Raw genomic sequence first — 21,407 nt, forward strand, 5'->3', positions numbered from 1 at the left:
CCCATCAAAATATTACTTTGATGGATGCCCTCGTCCCGGCATCCAGGGCCGCGAGCGTCGGCGCCCTTGGCCCTGGACCCCGGGACGAGCCCGGGGTGACGGATGGAAGTTACGTTGCTCGTTCTTACGCCTTGTGGTCGTCGACTTCGGAGAACTCGGCGTCGACCACGTCCTCCTTGGGCGCTTCCGACGAACCAGCCTCCGGCGACGCGTCCGCCTGCTGCTGCTTCTCGTAGATCGCCTGGCCGAGCTTCATCGCGACCTGCGCCAGGGCCTGCGCCTTGTCGTTCATCGCGTCGGGCTCACCACCCTCGACCGCCTTCTTGGCCTCGTCGATCGCCGCCTGGATCTCGGACTTGAGCGACTCGTCGACCTTGTCGCCATTGTCCGCCAGCTGGCGCTCGGTCGTGTGGATCAGCGACTCGGCGTTGTTCTTCGCCTCGGCGCCGGCACGGCGCTTCTTGTCCTCCTCGGCGAACTGCTCGGCATCGCGCACCATCTGGTCGATGTCGGCGTCCGACAGGCCACCCGACGCCTGGATGCGGATCTGCTGCTCCTTGCCGGTGCCCTTGTCCTTGGCCGAGACGTTAACGATACCGTTGGCGTCGATGTCGAACGTCACCTCGATCTGCGGCACGCCGCGCGGCGCCGGCGGAATGCCGACCAGGTCGAACTGGCCCAGCATCTTGTTGTCCGCCGCCATCTCGCGCTCGCCCTGGAACACGCGGATAGTAACGGCGCCCTGGTTGTCGTCGGCGGTCGAGTAGGTCTGCGACTTCTTGGTCGGGATCGTCGTGTTGCGGTCGATCATCCGGGTGAACACGCCGCCCAGCGTCTCGATGCCGAGCGACAGCGGCGTCACGTCGAGCAGCAGCACGTCCTTGACGTCGCCCTGCAGCACGCCCGCCTGGATCGCGGCGCCCATCGCCACGACCTCGTCCGGGTTGACGCCGGTGTGCGGGTCCTTGCCGAAGAACGACTTCACCGCGTCGCGCACCTTGGGCATGCGCGTCATGCCGCCGACCAGGACCACCTCGCTGATGTCGCCGGTCTTCAGGCCGGCGTCGGCCAGCGCCTTCTTCATCGGCTCGATCGTGCGCTGGATCAGCGGCTCGACCAGCCGCTCCAGGTCGGCGCGGCTGATCGCCTTGACCAGATGCTTGGGCCCGTTCTGGTCGGCGGTGATGAACGGCAGGTTGACCTCGGTCGATGCGGCCGAGGACAGCTCGATCTTCGCCTTCTCGGCGGCTTCCTTCAACCGCTGGAGCGCCAGCTTATCCTTGGTGAGGTCGATCCCCTCGTCCTTCTTGAAGCCCTCGGCCAGGTAATCGACCAGCTTGTTGTCGAAATCCTCGCCGCCCAGGAAGGTGTCGCCGTTGGTCGCCTTCACCTCGAACACGCCGTCGCCGATCTCCAGGATCGACACGTCGAAGGTGCCGCCGCCCAGATCGTAGACCGCGATGGTCTTGCCGTCCTGCTTCTCCAGGCCATAAGCGAGCGCCGCCGCCGTCGGCTCGTTGATGATGCGCAGCACCTCCAACCCTGCGATCTGGCCGGCGTCCTTGGTCGCCTGGCGCTGCGCGTCGTTGAAATAGGCCGGCACGGTGATGACCGCCTGCGTCACCGTCTCGCCGAGATACGACTCGGCGGTCTCCTTCATCTTCTGGAGCGTGAAGGCGCTGATCTGCGAGGGGCTGTAATCCTTGCCGCCCGCCTGCACCCACGCGTCGCCGTTGCCGCCCTTCACGATCGTGTAGGGAACCAGTTCGGTGTCCTTGCGGGTGATCGGGTCGTCGAAGCGGCGGCCGATCAGGCGCTTTACCGCGAAAATGGTGTTGTCGCCGTTGGTCACCGCCTGGCGCTTGGCCGGCTGGCCGACCAGCCGCTCGCCGTCCTTGGCGAAGGCGACGATCGACGGCGTCGTGCGCGCGCCCTCGGCGTTCTCGATGACCTTGGGCTTGCCGCCCTCCATCACCGAGACGCAGCTGTTGGTGGTGCCGAGATCGATGCCGATAACTTTTGCCATGAGTACCTGTGTGCCCCTCACTAAACAAAAAAGATGAGTGTCGGCGCCCCGTTACGGCGGCGCACTCACCCGTTGCTGGGGGCGATATAGGTTGCACCTCGCTTGCCGCAAGAAGCCGCGGAACCTATCGCCATGCCGCGAAACGGGACGAATGGAGCGGCGGATGCGGGCGGGTTGGACGATGGTCGGCAGGATCGGGGGAATCGCGGGCGCGCTGATGCTCGCCGGCTGCCTCAGCCCCGACCGGATCGAGGCGGAGGATGCCTGGGTGCGCCTGCCCGCCGTGCCCGGTCGTCCGGCGGTCGGCTATTTCACCCTTCACGGCGGCGCGGCGCCGACGCGGCTGGTCGCCGTCAACGCCGATCTGGCCCAGCGTACCGAGATGCACGAGAGCATGGCGGCGGGCGGCGTCACGACGATGCGGTCGATCGATGCCGTGCCGCTGCCCGCCGGCGGAACGATCGCCTTCGCGCCGGGCGCCCGCCACCTGATGCTGTTCGGCGTCAATCCCTCGCTCAAGCCCGGCGGATCGACGGTCCTGTCGTTCACCTTCGCCGACGGGTCGCGGATCGAGCGCAGGGCCTGGGCGATCGGCCCCGGCGATCCCGCCCCGGAATAGCGACGAAGCGAGGGACCACCGACCTACCCGCGCGTTGGGCCCGCCATGACGACGACGCAGGGCATGACGATACAGGGAACGACGGAACCGGGCCGGGCGCGGCGGATGACGCCGGGCGAAGTGGCGATGGCGCGGACGATCTACCGCGACAGCATCGATTACGGCGCGGTGGAGATCAGGCGCCGCAAATGGGCCTTCTTCCAGCCGCGCCACGTCGCGATGGCGCCGACGGGGCACGTCCACTTCCATCCCCAGGGCGACTGGCGCGAGGATTTCTCGACGGAGGGGTTGGGCCTGCGCGGCCTGTTCCTGCACGAGCTCTGCCACGTCTGGCAGTGGCAGCGGGGCGTGTACCTGCCGCTCGCCCGGCATCCCTTCTGCCGCTACGCCTATGCGATGAAGCCGGGGTGGCGCCTGCCGCGCTACGGACTGGAACAGCAGGCGGAGATCGTCCGCCATGCCTACCTGCTGCGCGAGGGATACGAGGTGCCGGGCGCGCCGCCGCTCGCGCAATATGAGAGCCTGCTGGCGGTGTTCCGGTAACCTACCGTCATGCCGGGCTCGTCCCGGCATCCAGGATCACCAACGGAAACGCTGCTTGGCTCTGGATGCCGGGACAAGCCCGGCATGACGGCGGATCAGTCAGTCGGGAGTGTCACCGACATGCTTGCCACCGCGCGCTTCCGCCAGCCGCACCTGCCGGTGTCGCTCCGCATAGCCCGCCCGCTGCTCCTCGTCGCGAGCGTCGTGGCAGCGCGGGCAGCTCACGCCTTCCTCATACAACGACGAAGCCCGGTCCGCCGCGCTCACCGGCATCCGGCAGGCGCGGCACAGCGCATGGCTGCCGGGGGCGAGGCCGTGGCCCACCGCCACCCGCTCGTCGAACACGAAACACTCGCCCTGCCAGCGGCTCTCCGCCGCCGGCACCTCCTCCAGGTAGCGCAGGATACCGCCGTCGAGGTGATACACCTCGTCGAAGCCCCGCGCCTTCATCAGCGCGGTCGCCTTCTCGCAGCGGATGCCGCCCGTGCAGAACATCGCCAGCCGCTTGCCCGCTAGCTCGCCGGCATGCGCGTCGACCCAGGCGGGGAAATCGCGAAAGCTGTCGGTGGCCGGATCGACGGCGCCCGCGAAGCTGCCGACCGCGACCTCGTACCCGTTGCGCGTGTCGATTACGACCGTATCCGGATCGTCGATCAGCGCGTTCCACTCGGCCGGCGCGACATAGGTGCCCGCGTCGGCGACCGGATCGATGCCGTCGACCCCCATGGTCACGATCTCACGCTTCAGGCGTACTTTCAGCCGGTGGAACGGCATCGCCGCCGCCTCGGCATATTTGGGCTCGACGTCCGCACAACCCGGCAGGCGGCGGATCGCGGCGAGCAGCGTCGCGATCCCCTCCTCGCTGCCGGCGATGGTGCCGTTGATCCCCTCGCCCGCGACTAGCAGCGTGCCCTTGATCCCGGCCGCCCGCGCGTCGGCCTCCAGCGCGTCGCGCACCGTGGCCGGATCGTCCAGCCGCGCGAAACGGTAGAGCGCGGCGACGCGGATCACCGCCCTGCCCGTCAAAGCGCGTCGAAGTCGATGGCGCCGTGCCGATCGAGCGTCTGCGGCGCCGCCGGCATCGGGTATTTCAGCCCGGTCGCGCAGTTGAACAGCACCACGCGCTCGTCCTCGTCGACCTCGCCCGTCTTCAGCGCCTCCCGATACGCGGCGAGCGTCGCGCCGCCTTCCGGACACAACAGCAACCCGTCCTGCTTGGCGCACTCCTCCACCGCCTTGAGGATCGCCGGGTCACCGACGCCGAGCGCCTTGCCGCCGCTCTCGCGCACCGCGCGCAGGATCAGGAAGTCGCCCACCGCGCGGGGAACGCGGATGCCGGCAGCCACGGTGTGCGCGTCTTCCCACCGCTCCGCATGTTCCTCGCCCGCCTCGAACGCGCGGACGATCGGCGCACAGCCGGACGCCTGCACCGCGTACATACGCGGCCGCTCCGGCCCGATCCAGCCGAGCTTCTCCAGCTCGTCGAAAGCCTTCCACATGCCGATCAGGCCGGTGCCGCCGCCGGTGGGGTAGAAGATCGCGTCGGGCAGCCGCCACCCGCCCTGCGCGGCGAGTTCCAGCCCCATCGTCTTCTTGCCCTCGATCCGGTACGGCTCCTTCAGCGTCGAGAAATCGAACCAGCGTCCCTCCGCCGCGCCCTTGCCGACGATCGCGCCGCAATCGTCGATCAGGCCGTTCACCCGCCACACGCGCGCGCCCTGCATCGCGATCTCGCGCACGTTGATCTCGGGCGTGTCCTCCGGGCAGAATACGATCGTCTCGATGCCGACGCGGCTGCAATAGGCCGCCAGCGCCGCGCCCGCATTGCCGTTGGTCGGCATCGCGATGCGGGTCACGCCCAGCTCCTTGGCCATCGCCACCGCCATGACGAGCCCGCGCGCCTTGAAGCTGCCGGTCGGCAAGCGCCCCTCATCCTTGACCAGCACGTTGCCGCCGCCGGACTTGGGAATGGGGATCAGCGGCGTCTCGATCTCGCCGAGCGACACGATGTTCTCCGTGCCCCGCACCGGCAACAGTTCGCGCCACCGCCACATATCGGTCGGCCGCGCCGCCAGCACCTCGCGCGACAAGGTCGCCTTCACCGCGTCCAGGTCGTAGCGGACCAGCAACGGCCGGCCCGCGCGCGACAGGCCGTGCAGCGTGTCGGCCTCGTACCGCTCGCCGGTGATCGAGCATTGCAGATGCGTGACGAAGGTCGGGCGGTCGGTGGTCAGGTTGCTGCTCATGCCCGCTCCCTACGCCTGCCGGCCCGACATCGTCACGCGCGAAGTCGACGGATCGAGTGCGGCATCGGACCGTTTTTACTGCGATAACAATTGGCAGGAGAACGCCCGTGTACCGCTCGATCCTGATGGGACTGGTCGCCGGCCAGCGCGCGATGACGCCGCTCGCGGCCTTGGCCGGCGCCGCCCGCCGCGGCGCGCTGCCGCACGACAATGCACCGGCGCGGCTGATGGCGCACCCGCTGATCGCCGCGGGCGGTGTGACCATGGCGGCGGCCGAGATCGCCGGCGACAAGATGAAGACCGCGCCCGATCGCACCGTGTTCCTGGGGCTGCTCGCGCGCACGATCAGCAGCGGCTTCGCGGGCGCCGCCCTCGCCCCGCCCAAGCGACAGATCGCCGGCGCCGCCGCCGGCATCGCCGCGGCGATCGCCTCGTCCTACGTCGGACTGGCGTTACGCAAGAAAGCGATGGCGCGCTGGGGCCAGACCACGACCGGCTTCGTCGAGGATGCGATCGTCACCGCCGCCGGAAACGCCATCGTCCACGCCAAATCAGCGACGGCCTAAGCCGTCGGCTTCGTCATGCCGGACTCGTCCCGGCATCCAGGGCCAGGAGCGGTATCGCCGCTCGGCCCTAGACCCCGGGACAAGCTCGGGGTGACGACGATGGGGTTCAGTCCGGCTTCTTCGCCACGCCGACCAGCGCCGGGCGGAGCAGTCGGTCCTTTATCATGTACCCCGCCTGCATCTCGGTCACCACCGTGCCGGGCTCGGCGTCGCTCGGCATCTCCATCATCGCCTGATGCTTGTTGGGGTCGAGCGGCTGTCCCATCGATTCGATCTTCGTGATGCCGTTCCTGGCCAGCACGCTGTCGAACTCGCGGCCGGTCGCCTCCAGCCCGGTGACGAGGCCCTTCATCTTCTCGTCCTCGCGCAGGTCGGCCGGGATCGCCGACAGCCCGCGGGCGAGATTGTCCGCCACCGACAGGATGTCGCGCGCGAAGTTGGTCGACGCATAGGCGCGCGCGTCCGCCACGTCCTTCTCCGCGCGGCGACGGACGTTCTGGATGTCGGCCTGCGCGTAGAGCGTCTGCTGCTTGGCCTCGGCCAGCTGGTTCTCCAGCTCGGCGATCCGCGCGGTGCTCGCGTCGTGCTCGGCCACCTCGGGCGCCGCCTCGGCCGTCTCTTCGCGCAGGGTTTCGGGCTGGTCGGTACGCTGGTCGGTCATCGCAAATCCTAAGCTGGAACGGCCGCTCAACCCATCAGGCGGGCGAGCGTTGCCGCGGTGAAATCCACCATGGGCACCACGCGGGCGTAGTTCAAGCGCGTCGGCCCGATCACGCCGACCACGCCGACCACCTGTCCCCCCGGTCCACGGAACGGCCGCGCGATGACGGACGAGCCGGACAGCGCGAACAGCTTGTTCTCCGCGCCGATGAAGATGCGCGTCGCGTCGCCCGCCCGCGCCAGGTCGAGCAGCTGCGCGATCTCCTGCTTTCCCTCCAGGTCGTCGAGCAGTTCGCGCACCCGGTCCAGGTCGGCGGCCGCGTCGTCCAGCAGCCGCCCCTGCCCGCGCACGATCAGGATCGGGCGGCGCTCGCCATCCTCGCTCCACACCGCCAACCCCTGCTCGACCAGCGTTCGCGCGGCACCGTCGATCGCGGCGCGGCCCTCCGCGAGCTCCCGCTCGATCCGCGCGCGCGCCTCGGCCAGCGTCAGGCCGTGGAGCGTCGCCGACATGAAATTGCCCGCCTCCACCAAGGCCGCGGGCAGCATGCCGCCGGGCAGGCCGATGACGCGGTTCTCGACCGACCCGTCCTCCGCCACCAGCACCGCCATCGCCTGCGTCGCCGAGAGCGGCACGAAGCCGATCGAGCGCAGCCGCAGCTCGCGCTTGGGCACCAGCACCAGCCCCGCACAGGCCGACAGGCCCGACAGCGCGGCGGTGGTCGCGGCGAGCGCTTCCTCCACCGGGCCGCCCGTGCCCGCCCGCCGCTCGATCTGCGCGCGCTCGTCGGCGGAGGGCTCGCTCGCCTGCATCATGCCGTCTACGAACAGGCGCAGGCCTAGGTCGGTCGGCACCCGCCCGGCGGAGGTGTGCGGGCTGGCGAGCAGGCCCAGCGCCTCCAGCTCGCCGAGCACCCCGCGGATGGAGGCTGGCGACAGCGCGATCCCCGACAGTGCCAGCGTCCGCGATCCCACCGGCGCGCCCGACGCCAGATAGCCGTCGACGACCGCGCGAAAGATCGCGCGGGCGCGGTCGGTCAGTTCGGCGACGGGCGGCGACATGGCGTTCATCTAGGCGGTAACCCGCCGCGATTGAACCTCCGCCACGCTCTCAACCCGTCATGCCGGGCTCGTCCCGGCATCCAGAGCAACGAACGCCGACGCTGCTGGGCCCTGGACCCCGGGACGAGCCCGGGGTGACGAGGCGGCAGCCTGCTCACCGGCTCGGCGGGAACGGCGCCGCCGGCTTGATGAACGCGCCGATCGGCAACACCTCGGGCGCCGCACGGATCGCGTCGCGCATCGCCTCGGTGCCGCAGCCGTAATAGAGCGACAGGTGCTGCGCGCCGCCCGACGCCTCGCTCCAGCGCACGTCGACGCTCGGCATGTCCGACACCATCGGCCTACCGCACAGCGGCGTGCCCATATCGTAGAGCATCTCGCCGTTCGCAGGCCGATACGGCTGGAGCGCCGCGGCGAAGCGGCGATACTGTTCCGGGGTGGCCTTGAACTCGCGCAGGCCGGTGACGGCGGTGAACCGCTGCCCCTCAAACGTGCCGCTGCCGTCCGGCCGGATCGTGACCGCGTAAACCGGGCAGGTGCCGAAGCAGGGCGACGTCTCGTACCGGATCGAATCGCCCTCGATCGCCATCGGCCTGCCCGCCGCTGCCGTCTCGCGCCCCGCCGTCGTGCAGCCGGCCAGCATGGCCGCTGCCGCCGTCATCGCCACCATCGCTCGCATCGTCGTCTCCCATCTGGCGCGGTTCCAACGCGCCAGCTAGGGCCATGGCCGACACGACCTTGAGGAGAGTTGAATGCGTCCCAGCGGCCGCACCCCGGACCAGATGCGCCCCATCACCATCGTGCCGAACTTCACGCGCCACGCGGAAGGATCGGTGCTGGTCGGCTTCGGCGACACCAAGGTGCTGGTCACCGCCTCCGTCGAGGAGCGCGTGCCCCCCTTCCTCCGCGGCAAGGGCGAAGGCTGGGTGACGGCGGAGTACGGCATGCTCCCCCGCGCCACCCACACGCGCGGATCGCGCGAGGCGGCCAAGGGCAAGCAGTCCGGCCGCACGCAGGAGATCCAGCGACTGATCGGCCGTTCCCTGCGCGCGGTGGTCGACCTGAAGACGCTGGGCGAGCGGCAGATCGTGCTCGACTGCGACGTGATCCAGGCCGACGGCGGCACCCGCACCGCGTCGATCTCCGGCGCCTGGGTGGCGCTGCGGCTGGCGGTGAACGGGCTGATGGCGGCCGGCAAGCTCACCGCCGATCCGATCCGCCAGAAGGTCGCCGCCGTGTCGTGCGGCATTTATCAGGGCACGCCCGTGCTCGACCTCGACTATGTGGAGGATTCCGGCGCGGACGCGGACGGCAATTTCGTGCTGCTGGAGAACGGCCACATCGCCGAGGCGCAGGCCACCGCCGAGCACGCCACCTACGACGAGGAGGCGCTGCTCCGCCTGCTGCGCCTCGCCCGCATGGGCTGCGCCGACATCTTCCGCGCGCAGGAGCAGGCCGTGTCGGGGGCCGTGAAGTGAGCGCCGAGGGCCACGAACCACAGGCGATCCGCAAGCTCGCGCGCGGCAAGCTGGTCATCGCCAGCCACAATGAGGGCAAGGTGAGCGAGATGCGCGCGCTGCTCGCCCCCTACGGCATGGACGTGGTGTCGGCCAAGGAACTCGACCTGCCCGAGCCGGTCGAGAACGGCACCACCTTCTTCGCCAATGCCGAGATCAAGGCGCGCTCCGCCGCCGACCTGTCGGGCCTGCCCTCGCTCGCCGACGACAGCGGGCTGTGCGTCGACGCGCTGAACGGCGATCCGGGGGTCTACACGGCCGACTGGGCCGAGACGCCCACGGGCCGCGACTGGACGCTGGCGATGCGGAAGGTCCAGGACGCACTCGCCGCCAAGGAGCCCGGCACCAGCCGCTCGGCGCATTTCGTGTCGGTGCTGGCGCTCGCCTGGCCCGACGGCCACGTCGAATGGTTCGAGGGCCGGGTGGAGGGCACGCTGGCCGACGCTCCCCGCGGTGTCGAGGGTCATGGCTACGATCCGATCTTCGTGCCCGAAGGCGACACCCGTACGTTCGCCGAGATGCCCGAATCGGAGAAGAACGGCATCAGCCACCGCGCCGACGCCTTTCGCCAGCTCGTCGCCGCCGTCTTCTGATCCCTCCTCCCGCTCGCGGGAGGGAGATCAGTACGCCCGCTGCCCCACCACGTTGCCGGGAAAGGCGTACCGGCAGACGAGGTAATCGTCGGTGCCGTTGCTCGCCATCGCGCAGCCGACCGCCGTCGTCCCGCGCCACACGACCTGCGCGTAATGCGCCGCATCCCGCCATCGCCCCGTGCGGCTGAAGTTCGGCGTCGGCCCGTTCACGAAGTCGCGCCGCTCCGCCACCCACGAGCCGACCATCTCGTCGTACCGATACACGCCGCGGATGCCCCGCCACATATTCTCCCCCTGGCGGGTACGATCCATCGGCTGCACCGCGTGGACGTAGCGCCCGGTCCGCGCCATCTCGTCGGCATAGCCTTGCGCGCTGGCGGCGAGCGTGTCGCTCCACGCTAGCGGCGGCAACCCCACGGCCGCCCGCGCCTCGGCGTGACCGCGCATCATGGCCATCCGGAGCAGCGCCGTCCCGCGCGGTGGCGGTGGCGGATCGATCGGCCCGGCCGCGAACGTGGCGGCATGCCCGGCACATCCGGCGATCGGCGATCCGCACAGGAACAATAAGGCGAGGTGCTTCCTTCCGGTCATCACCGCCGCCATATCGCGCGTCGATGAACGCCGCCCAAACGCCGCCCACTGCCGCCCCTTTGGCGCTCTATGTCCACTGGCCGTTCTGCGTCAGCAAATGCCCTTACTGCGACTTCAACAGCCATGTCCGCGCGTCCATCGACCAGGATGCCTGGCGCGCCGCGATGCTCGCCGACCTGCATCACGAAGCAGCACTGACACCCGGCCGCCCGGTCGGCTCGATATTCTTCGGCGGCGGCACCCCCTCGCTGATGCCGCCGGAGACGGTCGCCGCGCTGCTGCGCGCCGCCGACCAGGCATGGGGTTTCGCGCCGGATGTCGAGATCACGCTGGAGGCGAACCCCTCCTCGGTCGAGGCCGCGCGCTTCGCCGATCTTGCCGCAGCGGGCGTCAACCGCGTGTCGCTCGGCCTGCAGGCGCTCGACGACGACGCGCTGCGCTTCCTCGGCCGCGCGCACGACGCGGCGGAGGGGCTGGCCGCGCTAGACGTGGCGCAGGGCGTGTTCGCCCGCGCCAGCATCGACCTCATCACCGCGCGCCCCGGTCAGCCGCTCAGCAGCTGGGAGGCGGAACTCGCCCGCGCCCTCGCGCTCGGCACCGAGCATATCTCGCTCTACCAGCTGACCGTCGAGCCCGGCACCCGCTTCGCCACGGAGGAACGCGAGGGCCGTCTCGTCCTGCCCGACGGCGACGCGGCCGCCGACCTGTTCGAGGCGACGCGCGCGATGACCGCCGCCGCCGGCCTGCCCGCCTACGAAACGTCGAACCACGCGCGGCCGGGGGCGGAGAGCCGCCACAATCTCACCTACTGGCGCTACGGCGACTATCTGGGCGTCGGCCCCGGCGCGCACGGCCGCCGCGGCGCCCTCGCCACCGTGCGCCACCGCAAGCCGGAGAACTGGCTCGCCGCCGTCGCCCGCAATGGCCATGGGCTTCAGATCGAGGACCCTCTCGCCCCCGCCACCCGCGCCACCGAGGCGCTGGTCATGGGCCTGCGCCTGGCCGAGGGCGTCGACCTGTCCCGCATCGCCGCGCTCGCCGGCGGTACGGCGCCGATCGACGCGCCGGCGGAGGCGCGGCTCGCCGCGCACGGCCTCGTCGCCCGCGAGGGCAGCCGCCTCCGCGTCACCGATGCCGGCGCCCTGCTCCTCGACGCGATCCTTGCCGAGCTGGTGGTGACCGGCTGATCGCCTAGCGCCCGAAGCCGCTCGGCGCCGGCGACACCACCGAGGACCCGCCAGCGCGCACCTCCTGCACCTCCAGCGCGCGCTCGGCGACGTTGTCGCGGCCGAAGCGGAACGCCCCGTCGATGCCGGAGAAACCGTCCGGGTCGCGCAGCCGCGCCTCGGGGAAGGGCGCCCCCACCCGCCAGTCGCGTGCGATCCGTACGGTCAGCAGCACCGCGTCGTAACCCAGGCTCGACAAGCGGTACGGCGCCGCGCCGAAGCGCGTGCGGTACTTGGCCGCATATTGCCGGTAGAGGTTGTTCGACACGCCCGCGTACCACGCGCCCTGCAACGCCGCCCGCGCGCCGAGATTGGCCTCCGAGTTCCACAGTTCGGTGCCGAGCAGCCGGGTGCCCGCGTTGCCGCCGCGCTTCACCACCGGTGCCGCCGCCGCCGCGCTGGCGCTGCCGTCCGCCACCAGCACCGCCCCGTACGGCGCCTTGGCCGCGAGCCGCGACGCCGCCGCCGCTACCTGCCCGCGGCCATATGTCTGGAGCGACACCACTTCTCCGCCCGCGCCCTCCACCGCGCGCAGGAACGCGGTCGACGTCCGCTGCCCGTACAGGCCGTTGGGGACCAGCCCGGCGAAGCTGGTGATGCCGCGGCTGCGCGCGTAATCGACGACCCGCCCGACCGATTGCGCGGGGATGTAGCCCATCACGTACGCGCCCCCGCCTGCTACCTCGGTGTCGTTGGAGAAGCTCAGCACCGGCACCCGCGCCGCGCGCGCGATCGGCGTCACCGCCCGCACGTCCTCCGCGAGCAACGGCCCCAGGATCAGCTGCGCGCCCTCCGCGATCGCGCGCTGCGCCGCCGCCGCTGCGCCGGTCGCGGTGTCGTAATTGGTGATCCGGACCGACCGGTTCTGCGTGTCGAGCAGCGCCAGCATCGTCGCATTGGCGATCGACTGGCCCACCCCCGCATTGCTCCCCGACAGCGGCACCAGCAGCGCCACGCGATTGCGGCTGTCGTCGCGCGGGATGCCGGCGACCACCTCCGCATCGGGACGCGCGGGCGGCGGCGCCTCGACCCGCGCCGGCGGCGCCCGCTCCGCGCCGCGCGGCACGATCGTCTGGCACGCGGCGAGCGCGCCCGCCGCGACGATCGCCAGCCACCGGCCGATCGCCCGGCCCATCGGCGCCCGTTGCGGCCGCCCCACTGCCTCTGCCATGTGCGTCCCCATGCTCCCACTCGAACCCGGCCTGTACATCGTCGCGACGCCGATCGGCAATCTCGGCGATCTTTCCCCGCGCGCCGCCGACATCCTGTCGCGCGCCGACGTGATCGCGGTGGAGGACAGCCGCGTCACCGCCGGGCTGCTCCGCCATGTCGGCACCAAGCGGCCGATGCTGCCGTACCACGACCATAATGCCGAAGGGGTCCGCCCCGGCCTGATCGCACGCATGGCCGGCGAGGCGGTGGCGCTGGTGTCCGACGCGGGCACGCCGCTGATCTCCGATCCCGGCTACAAGCTGGTCCGCGACGCGCGCGCGGCCGGCCACCTGGTGGTGACGATCCCCGGCCCCTGCGCGGCGGTGGCGGCGCTGACGCTGGCGGGCTTGCCGACCGACCGTTTCCTGTTCCTCGGCTTCCTGCCGCCCAAGGACAAGGCGCGGGCGGAAGCGATCGCCGATGTCGCCACGGTGCGCGCCACCCTTATCCTCTACGAATCCGGCCCCCGCCTCGCCGCCTGCCTCGCCGCGCTGGCGGACGGCCTCGGCGACCGCGAGGCGGCGGTGACGCGCGAGATCACCAAGCGCTTCGAGGAGGCGGTGACCGGCACGCTGTCGTACCTCGCCGTGCGCTACGCCGAGGCACCGCCCCGCGGCGAGATCGTCGTCGTCGTCGCCCCGCCAGGCGATCCCGCGCCCGCCAGCGAGGCGGACGCCGACGCCGCCCTGGCCGACGCGCTCACCCGTCTCCCCGCAGGCCGCGCCGCGAGCGAGGTGGCCAAGGCCCTCGGCCTCGACCGCCGCACCCTCTACGCACGGGCGCTGGAGATGAAGCGGTAGGTTGACGGTATGGCCCACCATCCCGCTTGCGCTCCCATCGCTCCCGCTCCACCCTGATCCCATGCCCCTTTCCCGCACGCCCCGCTCGCGTCCCAAGATGGATCGACGCCTCGCCGAAGCCGCCGGCCGGCGCGGCGAGCGGGTGGCGGGGTGGTGGTTGCGGCTGAGGGGGTGGCGTATCCTGGAGCGTCGGGTGCGGACGGCGGCGGGGGAGGTGGACCTGGTTGCCCGAAGGGGGAAGCTGGTCGCGTTCGTCGAGGTGAAGGCGCGCGCCTCGGCCGCCGAGCTCGACTGGGCGATCGACGAGCGGCGCCTGGCCCGCGTCGCGGCGGCGGCGGAGATGCTGATGCCGCGCTACGCTGGGCCGGGCGACGACATCCGCGTCGACGTGATCCTGCTCGCGCCCGGTGCGCGGCCGCGGCATATCGAGAATGCGTGGATTGGGTGACTTTCGCGGCGCCCGTGCGTAGTTCCCGGCACGCTCGTTTCCCCGGAAGGCCCTCATGACCCTCACCGTCGCCGTCCAGATGGACCCGCTCGCCTCCATCAACATCGCGGGCGACTCGACCTTTGCGCTGATGCTGTCGGCGCAGGCGCGCGGCCACCGGCTGTTCCACTACGGCGCGGGCGAACTGAACTGGTCCGACGGGCGCCTGTGGACGCGCGCGCATCCGGTGACGGTGCAGCGCGCCGAGGGCGATCATTTCCGCTTCGGCGAGGCCGTCAAGCTCGACCTGGGCGAGGAGGCGGACGTGGTGCTGATGCGCCAGGACCCGCCGTTCGACCTGGGCTATATCACCGCTACCCACCTGCTGGAGCGGATCGCCGACCGCACGCTGGTGGTGAACGACCCCGCCGAGGTCCGCAACGCGCCGGAGAAGGTGTTCGTCCTCGACTATGCCCGCTTCATGCCGCCCACGCTCGTCACCCGATCGCTGGAGGAGGCGCGCGCCTTTCTCGCCCGGCACGGCGCGATCGTGCTCAAGCCGCTGCACGGCAACGGCGGCAAGGCGATCTTCCGCGTCGGCCCGGAGGGGGAGAACCTGTCGGCGCTGATCGAGGTGTTCAACCAGACCTGGCCCGAGCCGCACATGGTGCAGGCGTTCCTGCCCGACGTGGCGAAAGGCGACAAGCGCATCGTGCTGGTCGACGGCGAGGTCGCGGGCGCGATCAACCGGCTGCCCGGCGAGGGCGAGATCAGGTCCAATTTGGCGGTCGGCGGCTCCGCCGAGAAGACCGGACTGACCGCGCGCGAGCGGGAGATCTGCGCGGTGCTCGGCCCCGAGCTGAAGCGGCGCGGGCTGCTGTTCGTCGGCATCGACGTGATCGGCGGCGAGTGGCTGACCGAGATCAACGTCACCTCCCCCACCGGTATCGTCGCGATCGAGCGGTTCGACGGCACCGACGTCGCCGGCCTGATCTGGGACGCGATCGAGGCGAAGGTGGCGACGCGTGCCTGAGCGCCGTCATGCCGGGCCTGTCCCGGCATCCAGGATCAACCAGCGCTGCCGTTCATGGCCCTGGATGCCGGGACGAGCTCGGCATGACGCCCAGCCATGACCGACGTCATCCTTACCCTGATCGCGCGCGGCGGGTATCTCGGCATCGCCCTGCTGATGGCGCTGGAGAACGTGTTCCCGCCGATCCCGTCGGAGGTCATCATGGGCCTGGGCGGCATGGCGGTGGGCCGCGGCGACATGGCGTTCGTGCCGCTGGTGCTCGCCGGCACGATCGGCACGGTCGCGGGCAATTATCCCTGGTACTGGCTGGGCCGCCGCTTCGGCTATCAGGGATTGAAGCCGTTCGTCGATCGCTGGGGCCGCTGGCTGACGATGGAGTGGGAGGACGTCGAGCGGATCACCCGCTTCTTCCACGATCGCGGCGGTTGGGTGGTGTTCGTGTTCCGCTTCATGCCCACCTTCCGCACGCTGGTTTCGCTGCCCGCGGGCATGGGGCGGATGCCGCACTGGCGCTTCATCCTTGCCACCGCGGCGGGCGCGACGATCTGGAACTGCGTGCTGGCCGGCGCCGGCGTGGTGCTGGACCGCAATTTCGGCATGCTCGATCGCTATGTCGGTCCGCTGGCGATCGCGCTGATGGTCGCGGGCGTCGGTTTCTACCTTTATCGCGTCGCGACGTGGAAGCCGCGCGGACAACGGTGACGTTGACGATCGCTTGACTCAAGCGACCCTGAAACGAAACTTGCCGCGTCGATCGTTTCCGTTTCCAGCGTGTTTGCAAGAGCGGCGGCGTCCTTATCCCGATCGGGACGCTTGCAGGACCGCGCCTACGCCCGCGGATGCGCGTGGCGGTAGACGTCCATGAGGTGCGCCGCGTCCACCGCGGTATAGACCTGGGTCGAGGACAGGCTGGCATGGCCCAGCAGCTCCTGCAGCGCGCGCAGGTCTGCGCCGCGGCCGAGCAGGTGGGTGGCGAAGCTGTGGCGCAGCGCGTGCGGCGTGGTCCGCTCGCCCAGGCCCAGACGGCCGCGCGCGCCGCGCACCGCCTTGCGCACCACGCCCGCGTCGAGCGGGCCGCCGCGGGCGCCGCGGAACAGCGCGTCGTCGCGGCCGAGCGGCCAGGGTTGCGCGGCGGCATAGTCCTCGATCGCCACGCGCACCTGCGGCAGCAGCGGCACCACGCGCGTCTTGGCGCGCTTGCCGACCACGACCAGCGTCTCGCCCAGCGGCAGCACGCCCGCCGGCAGCGCCAGCGCCTCGCCGATGCGCAGGCCCGCGCCGTAGAGCAGCAGCAGCAGTGCCCAGTCGCGTGCCGCCAGCCACGGCTCGGCCGCCTCGTCGGCGACCTCGCCGGCCAGCGCGACGACGTCGGCGGGCGCGACCGGCCGGGGCACGCCGCGCGCGACCTTGGGCCCCTTGACGCGCGGTGCCGGGGCGCCCGCCCAGTCGAGGAAGCCACGCACCGCCGACAGTTCGCGCGCCGCCGAGGCGTTGCCGAGTCCCTCGCCGCGCCGGTGCGCGAGGAAGGCGCGGAGGTCGGCCACGGTCAGCGCCGCGAGCGTTGCCGCCGTTGCCGGCTCGCCGTGGTGGCGCTGGAGAAAGGCGAGGAGGCGGTCGGCGGCGGCGTGATAGGCGCGCACGGTATGCGGCGAGCGGTGGCGGCCCTCGGCGAGGTGGCGGGCATAGGCGGCGGCCAGAGGCTGGGGCAGGTGCACGGGAGGGTTCATGCCACAGTGCGCGTCCCTTCGTCATGCCGGACTTGATCCGGCATCCATGGTTCCGCACGAGCAATGGCCGGAAGGACTCGCGGCGGGATGGACCCTGGATCAAGTCCGGGGTGACGAGGGGTGTTCGACGACGCGCTCCGTCATGCCGGGCTGGTCCCGGCATCCAGGGTTCCGCGCGAGCAATGGCCGGAAGGACTCGCGGCGGGATGGACCCTGGATCAAGTCCGGGGTGACGAAGGGGGTTCGACGACGCGCTCCGTCATGCCGGGCTCGTCCCGGCATCCAGGGTCAAGCAGCGCGGCGCTCCTGGCTGTGGATACCGGGACGAGCCCGGTATGACGGGGTGTTTTCCCCTATGGCCCGCAACCCATATAGGCCCCCACATGTCCCGCGCCCGTGTCCTGATCCTCAACGCCGCGCTCGGCCCGCTCGACTACCGCGTGCCGCACGGGATGGCGGTGGAGCCCGGGTCGATCGTCGTCGCGCCGCTGGGCCCGCGGCAACTGCTCGGCGTCGCCTGGGAGGCGGAGCGGATGCCGTCGGACGCGGAGGTCGGCGACAACCGGCTGCGGCCGTTGCTCGCGGTCGCCGACGTGCCGCCGCTCGCCGCGCCGCTGCGACGGCTGGTCGAGTGGACCGCGGGCTATTACCTGGCGCCGCCCGCCTCGGTGCTGCGCATGTGCCTGTCCTCGACCTCGGCGCTGGAGGGGGCGCGTAGCGTTACCGAATACCGCGCGACCGGCGAGGTGCCGGCGCGCCTCACCCCGCAGCGTAGCCAAGCGCTGGAGCGGATCGGCGAGCGGCAGGGGCTGATCCGCGAGCTGGCGAGCGTCGCCGACGTGTCCGACGCGGTGATCCGCGGGCTGGCCAAGGTGGGGGCACTAGAGGCGGTGGAGGTCGATATCGACAGCCCCTACCCCGCGCCCGATCCCGGCCATGCCGTGCCGACCCTGTCGCCCGACCAGCGCGCCGCCGCGGACGTGCTGGTCGCGAACGTCGCCGCGCGGGCCTTCGCGCCGACGCTGCTCGACGGGGTGACCGGATCGGGCAAGACAGAGGTATATTTCGAGGCGGTGGCGGAGGCGATCCGCGCTGGGCGACAGAGCCTGGTGCTGCTGCCCGAGATCGCGCTAACCGAGCCGTTCCTGAAGCGTTTCGCCGACCGGTTCGGCTGCGAGCCGGTGGCGTGGCATTCCGGCCTGCGATCGACCCAGCGGCGGCGGGCGTGGCGGGCGATCGCGAACGGCGACGCGCTGGTGACGGTGGGCGCGCGGTCGGCGCTGTTCCTGCCTTATCGCAATCTGGGGCTGATCGTCGTCGACGAGGCGCACGAGACGAGCTTCAAGCAGGAGGAGGGCGTCCACTATCACGCCCGCGACGTGGCGGTGATGCGCGGCAAGTTCGAGGAATGCCCGGTGATCCTCGCCTCCGCCACCCCGGCGATCGAGACGCGCCAGCAGGTGGCGCTGGGCCGCTATGCCGAGTTGCAATTGCCCGGCCGCTACGGGCCCGCCGAGATGCCGGCGATCGAGGCGATCGACCTGATCGCGACGCCGCCCGAGCGCGGTCGCTGGCTGGCGCCGCAGCTGGTCGCGGCGATGGCGGAAACGTTGGAGAAGCGCGAGCAATCGCTGCTGTTCCTCAACCGCCGCGGCTATGCGCCGCTGACGCTGTGCCGGACGTGCGGGCACCGGTTCCAATGCCCCAACTGCACCGCCTGGATGGTCGAGCACCGGCTCGTCCGGCGGCTCGCCTGCCATCATTGCGGGCACGTGATGCCGACGCCGCGTGCCTGCCCGGAGTGCAAGGAGGAGGAGTCGCTGGTCGCCTGCGGCCCCGGTGTCGAGCGGATCGCCGACGAGGTGGCGGCGCTGTTCCCCGAGGCGAAGACGGCGGTGGTCACCTCCGACACGATCTGGTCGCCGGCCAAGGCGGCGGAGTTCGTCGGGCGGATGGAGGCGGGCGATATCGACATCGTCGTCGGCACGCAGCTGGTGACCAAGGGATATCATTTCCCCAACCTGACGCTGGTCGGCGTGGTCGATGCCGATCTGGGGCTGGAAGGCGGCGACCTGCGCGCGGCGGAGCGGACGTTTCAGCAGATCCGGCAGGTGTCGGGACGCGCGGGCCGCGGGAGCAAGCCGGGGCGGGTGTTCATCCAGACGCACTCGCCGGCGGCGCGGGTGATGCGCGCGCTGGTGACGGGCGACGCCGACGATTTCTACGCGGCGGAGACGGAGGTGCGGCGCGACGCGGGGGCGCCGCCGTTCGGGCGCTACGCGGCGATCGTGGTCTCGTCGGAGGACCGCGAGTGTGCGCACGAGACGGCGCTGCTCGTCGGCCGGTCGGCGCCGCAGGTGGAGGGGATGGCGGTGTACGGGCCCGCGCCTGCGCCGCTGGCGATGCTGCGGGGGCGGCATCGCTATCGGCTGCTGGTCCACGCGCGCCGCGCGCTCGACGTGCAGGACGTGATCCGCGACTGGCTGGGCGCGCTCGATTGGTCGGCCAAGGCGCGGGTAACGGTGGACGTCGACCCGTACAGCTTTCTCTAGGCTAGGGTCCGCCGGATGATGCGGACCCTTGGACGGGTCAGTCGGCGTGCTCGGCCAGCACGGTGAGGCCGCGCGCGTTGACCTCGGCGAAGCCGCCGCGGATGGCGATCGTCTCGGGCGTGCCGCCGCTCGTGCGGTGGATCTGGATGGCGCCGTCGCGGATCGTGGACATGAAGGGCGCGTGGCCCTCCAGCACGCCGAAATCGCCCTCGGTGCCGGGGACGACGACCATGTGGACGTCCTCGGAACGGACCAGCTTCTCGGGCGTGACGAGTTCGAAGTGGAGCATTGCTATCGCCTCAATCCCCTCTCCCCTTGTGGGAGAGGGAGGGGCCCATCGCGGAAGCGACGGGAGGGTGAGGAGAAGCGAGCCGCAGGCCCGCGGGTCGCGCCACGACGCTTCCCCTCATCCGACCTACGCCGGGCAGCGATGCCGCCGAGCGTCGGTATCCTTCTCCCGCAAGGGGAGAAGGAGCATCAGGCCTCCTTGGCCATCTTCTCGGCCTTGGCGACGACCTCGTCGATGCCGCCGACCATGTAGAAGGCGGCCTCGGGCAGGTGATCGTACTCGCCGTCGACCACCGCCTTGAACGAACGGATCGTGTCCTCGATCTGCACGAACTTGCCGCTGATGCCGGTGAAGACCTCGGCGACGTGGAACGGCTGCGACAAGAAACGCTGGATCTTGCGGGCGCGCGTCACCGTCAGCTTATCCTCTTCGGACAGCTCGTCCATGCCGAGGATGGCGATGATGTCCTGCAACGACTTGTAGCGCTGGAGCAGCGACTGGACGGCGCGGGCCGTGTCGTAATGCTCCTGGCCGACGATGCGCGGCTCCAGCACGCGGCTGGTCGAATCGAGCGGGTCGACGGCGGGGTAGATGCCGAGCTCGGAGATCGCGCGGTTGAGCACGGTCGTGGCGTCCAAGTGGGCGAAGGACGTGGCCGGGGCCGGATCGGTGAGATCGTCGGCGGGGACGTACACGGCCTGCACCGAAGTGATCGAGCCCTTGTTGGTCGAGGTGATCCGCTCCTGCAGCGCGCCCATGTCGGTCGACAGCGTCGGCTGGTAACCCACCGCCGAGGGGATGCGGCCGAGCAGCGCCGACACCTCGGCGCCCGCCTGGGTGAAGCGGAAGATGTTGTCGACGAAGAAGAGCACGTCCTGGCCCTCCTGGTCGCGGAAATACTCGGCGATCGTCAGGCCCGACAGCGCGACGCGGGCACGCGCCCCCGGCGGCTCGTTCATCTGGCCGAACACCAGCGCGACCTTCGAACCCTCGCTGGTCGGATTGCCGTCGGCGTCCTTGGCGATGACGCCCGCGTCGAGGAACTCGTGGTAGAGGTCGTTGCCCTCGCGCGTCCGCTCGCCGACGCCCGCGAACACCGAGGTGCCGCCATGGCCCTTGGCGATGTTGTTGATGAGTTCCTGGATCAGCACGGTCTTGCCGACGCCGGCGCCGCCGAACAGGCCGATCTTGCCGCCCTTGGCGTAAGGCGCGAGCAGGTCGATGACCTTGATGCCGGTGACGAGGATCGCGTTCTCGGTCGACTGGTCGACGAAGGGCGGTGCCTCGGCATGGATGGGCGAGCGCAGGTCGGTGGCGACGGGGCCGCGCTCGTCGATCGGCTCGCCGACGACGTTCATGATGCGGCCGAGCGTCGCCGGGCCGACGGGCACGCTGATCTGCGCGCCGGTGTCGCGCACCGTCTGGCCGCGGGTCAGGCCGTCGGTCGCGTCCATGGCGATGGTGCGGACGGTGTTCTCGCCCAGATGCTGCGCGACCTCCAGCACCAGCTTGGTGCCGTTGTTGTCGGTCTCCAGCGCCGACAGGATCGCCGGCAGGTTCTGGTCGAAATGCACGTCGACGACCGCGCCGATCACCTGCGCGATGCGGCCGGTGTTGTTGGTCGAGCCCGTGCCTTGCGTCGGGCGGATGTCTTCAGCGGCGGTGGCCATCTTCTTTTCCTTCTTGTTCCCCGGCGAGGGCCGGGGTCCAGATGCGGG

Annotated in this window: 22 protein-coding genes; 11 read left to right on the forward strand and 11 right to left on the reverse strand. The window is 70.9% G+C overall.

Translation table 11 applies throughout. The annotated features are described in order from the left end of the window. Window positions 1-124 precede the first annotated feature (124 nt). Window positions 125-2,026, reverse strand: coding sequence for a molecular chaperone DnaK (gene dnaK / locus BM145_RS07240; RefSeq protein ID WP_093332902.1), 1,902 nt, complete (start codon window positions 2,024-2,026; stop codon window positions 125-127). 163 nt (window positions 2,027-2,189) lie between these two features. On the opposite strand from dnaK, the gene BM145_RS07245 reads away from it, so the two are divergent. Further along, window positions 2,190-2,645: a copper chaperone PCu(A)C gene (locus BM145_RS07245; RefSeq protein WP_177200120.1), complete on the forward strand. Its 456-nt coding sequence runs from the start codon at window positions 2,190-2,192 to the stop codon at window positions 2,643-2,645. A 45-nt stretch (window positions 2,646-2,690) separates the two neighbouring features. Continuing rightward, window positions 2,691-3,188 (forward strand): vgr related protein, encoded by a 498-nt coding sequence (locus BM145_RS07250; protein ID WP_245739155.1) that lies wholly within the window; start codon window positions 2,691-2,693, stop codon window positions 3,186-3,188. A gap of 99 nt (window positions 3,189-3,287) precedes the next feature. Here BM145_RS07250 and trhO read toward each other — a convergent pair whose 3' ends face one another. After that, window positions 3,288-4,214, reverse strand: coding sequence for an oxygen-dependent tRNA uridine(34) hydroxylase TrhO (gene trhO / locus BM145_RS07255; protein WP_245739156.1), 927 nt, complete (start codon window positions 4,212-4,214; stop codon window positions 3,288-3,290). Further along, window positions 4,211-5,434 carry a threonine synthase gene (locus BM145_RS07260; RefSeq protein WP_093332907.1) on the reverse strand — a complete coding sequence of 408 codons (1,224 nt, stop codon included), beginning with the start codon at window positions 5,432-5,434 and terminating at the stop codon, window positions 4,211-4,213. The genes trhO and BM145_RS07260 overlap by 4 nt, the downstream gene beginning before the upstream one ends. Before the next feature lie 107 nt (window positions 5,435-5,541). Here BM145_RS07260 and BM145_RS07265 point away from each other — a divergent pair, with 107 nt between their 5' ends. Then, window positions 5,542-6,000 (forward strand): DUF4126 domain-containing protein, encoded by a 459-nt coding sequence (locus tag BM145_RS07265; protein ID WP_245739157.1) that lies wholly within the window; start codon window positions 5,542-5,544, stop codon window positions 5,998-6,000. A 106-nt stretch (window positions 6,001-6,106) separates the two neighbouring features. On the opposite strand, the gene grpE is transcribed toward BM145_RS07265, so the two are convergent. From grpE to BM145_RS07280, 3 genes are all read right to left on the reverse strand, one after another. Then, complete coding sequence (gene grpE / locus BM145_RS07270; RefSeq protein ID WP_093332909.1) at window positions 6,107-6,661, reverse strand: nucleotide exchange factor GrpE; 555 nt, start codon at window positions 6,659-6,661, stop codon at window positions 6,107-6,109. A 26-nt stretch (window positions 6,662-6,687) separates the two neighbouring features. Further along, entirely contained in the window at window positions 6,688-7,722 is a 1,035-nt protein-coding gene (gene hrcA / locus BM145_RS07275) for a heat-inducible transcriptional repressor HrcA (protein ID WP_093333183.1), read from the reverse strand. 154 nt (window positions 7,723-7,876) lie between these two features. Beyond that, window positions 7,877-8,401, reverse strand: a complete 525-nt coding sequence (locus BM145_RS07280; protein WP_093332911.1) for a DUF6438 domain-containing protein — start codon at window positions 8,399-8,401, stop codon at window positions 7,877-7,879. Between the two features lie 73 nt (window positions 8,402-8,474). Between BM145_RS07280 and rph the strand changes: the two genes are divergently transcribed. Together rph and rdgB are read left to right on the forward strand one after the other, a co-directional pair. After that, window positions 8,475-9,200 (forward strand): ribonuclease PH, encoded by a 726-nt coding sequence (gene rph / locus BM145_RS07285; protein ID WP_093332912.1) that lies wholly within the window; start codon window positions 8,475-8,477, stop codon window positions 9,198-9,200. Continuing rightward, a complete protein-coding gene (rdgB, locus tag BM145_RS07290) occupies window positions 9,197-9,832 on the forward strand; it encodes an RdgB/HAM1 family non-canonical purine NTP pyrophosphatase (RefSeq protein WP_093332914.1) in 636 nt (211 codons plus the stop codon). Before rph ends, rdgB begins: the two co-directional genes overlap by 4 nt. A gap of 27 nt (window positions 9,833-9,859) precedes the next feature. Here rdgB and BM145_RS07295 read toward each other — a convergent pair whose 3' ends face one another. Next, complete coding sequence (locus tag BM145_RS07295) at window positions 9,860-10,423, reverse strand: CAP domain-containing protein (RefSeq protein WP_245739159.1); 564 nt, start codon at window positions 10,421-10,423, stop codon at window positions 9,860-9,862. A gap of 23 nt (window positions 10,424-10,446) precedes the next feature. On the opposite strand from BM145_RS07295, the gene hemW reads away from it, so the two are divergent. Beyond that, the gene (gene hemW / locus BM145_RS07300) at window positions 10,447-11,610 is read left to right on the forward strand and encodes a radical SAM family heme chaperone HemW (protein ID WP_093332917.1); all 1,164 of its coding nucleotides are present in this window, start codon (window positions 10,447-10,449) and stop codon (window positions 11,608-11,610) included. 4 nt (window positions 11,611-11,614) lie between these two features. Here hemW and BM145_RS07305 read toward each other — a convergent pair whose 3' ends face one another. After that, the gene (locus BM145_RS07305) at window positions 11,615-12,820 is read right to left on the reverse strand and encodes a penicillin-binding protein activator (RefSeq protein ID WP_093332918.1); all 1,206 of its coding nucleotides are present in this window, start codon (window positions 12,818-12,820) and stop codon (window positions 11,615-11,617) included. A gap of 10 nt (window positions 12,821-12,830) precedes the next feature. Here BM145_RS07305 and rsmI point away from each other — a divergent pair, with 10 nt between their 5' ends. From rsmI to BM145_RS07325, 4 genes are all read left to right on the forward strand, one after another. After that, window positions 12,831-13,661 (forward strand): 16S rRNA (cytidine(1402)-2'-O)-methyltransferase, encoded by an 831-nt coding sequence (gene rsmI, locus BM145_RS07310; RefSeq protein WP_093333184.1) that lies wholly within the window; start codon window positions 12,831-12,833, stop codon window positions 13,659-13,661. A 97-nt stretch (window positions 13,662-13,758) separates the two neighbouring features. After that, complete coding sequence (locus tag BM145_RS07315; RefSeq protein ID WP_093332919.1) at window positions 13,759-14,109, forward strand: YraN family protein; 351 nt, start codon at window positions 13,759-13,761, stop codon at window positions 14,107-14,109. Window positions 14,110-14,164: 55 nt separating this feature from the next. After that, complete coding sequence (gene gshB, locus BM145_RS07320; RefSeq protein WP_093332920.1) at window positions 14,165-15,121, forward strand: glutathione synthase; 957 nt, start codon at window positions 14,165-14,167, stop codon at window positions 15,119-15,121. A gap of 96 nt (window positions 15,122-15,217) precedes the next feature. Then, complete coding sequence (locus tag BM145_RS07325) at window positions 15,218-15,823, forward strand: DedA family protein (protein WP_093332921.1); 606 nt, start codon at window positions 15,218-15,220, stop codon at window positions 15,821-15,823. A gap of 125 nt (window positions 15,824-15,948) precedes the next feature. Here the strand turns inward: BM145_RS07325 and BM145_RS07330 are convergent, their stop codons facing one another. Next, complete coding sequence (locus BM145_RS07330) at window positions 15,949-16,848, reverse strand: tyrosine-type recombinase/integrase (RefSeq protein ID WP_093332923.1); 900 nt, start codon at window positions 16,846-16,848, stop codon at window positions 15,949-15,951. 383 nt (window positions 16,849-17,231) lie between these two features. On the opposite strand from BM145_RS07330, the gene BM145_RS07335 reads away from it, so the two are divergent. Next, complete coding sequence (locus BM145_RS07335) at window positions 17,232-19,400, forward strand: primosomal protein N' (protein WP_093332924.1); 2,169 nt, start codon at window positions 17,232-17,234, stop codon at window positions 19,398-19,400. Between the two features lie 37 nt (window positions 19,401-19,437). On the opposite strand, the gene BM145_RS07340 is transcribed toward BM145_RS07335, so the two are convergent. Continuing rightward, complete coding sequence (locus BM145_RS07340) at window positions 19,438-19,689, reverse strand: ATP synthase F1 subunit epsilon (RefSeq protein ID WP_093332926.1); 252 nt, start codon at window positions 19,687-19,689, stop codon at window positions 19,438-19,440. A gap of 188 nt (window positions 19,690-19,877) precedes the next feature. Continuing rightward, window positions 19,878-21,359 (reverse strand): F0F1 ATP synthase subunit beta, encoded by a 1,482-nt coding sequence (gene atpD, locus BM145_RS07345; RefSeq protein WP_093332927.1) that lies wholly within the window; start codon window positions 21,357-21,359, stop codon window positions 19,878-19,880. Window positions 21,360-21,407: the final 48 nt, after the last annotated feature.

Origin of the sequence: Sphingomonas rubra (assembly GCF_900115745.1) — a bacterium.
GTDB lineage: Bacteria > Pseudomonadota > Alphaproteobacteria > Sphingomonadales > Sphingomonadaceae > Sphingomonas > Sphingomonas rubra.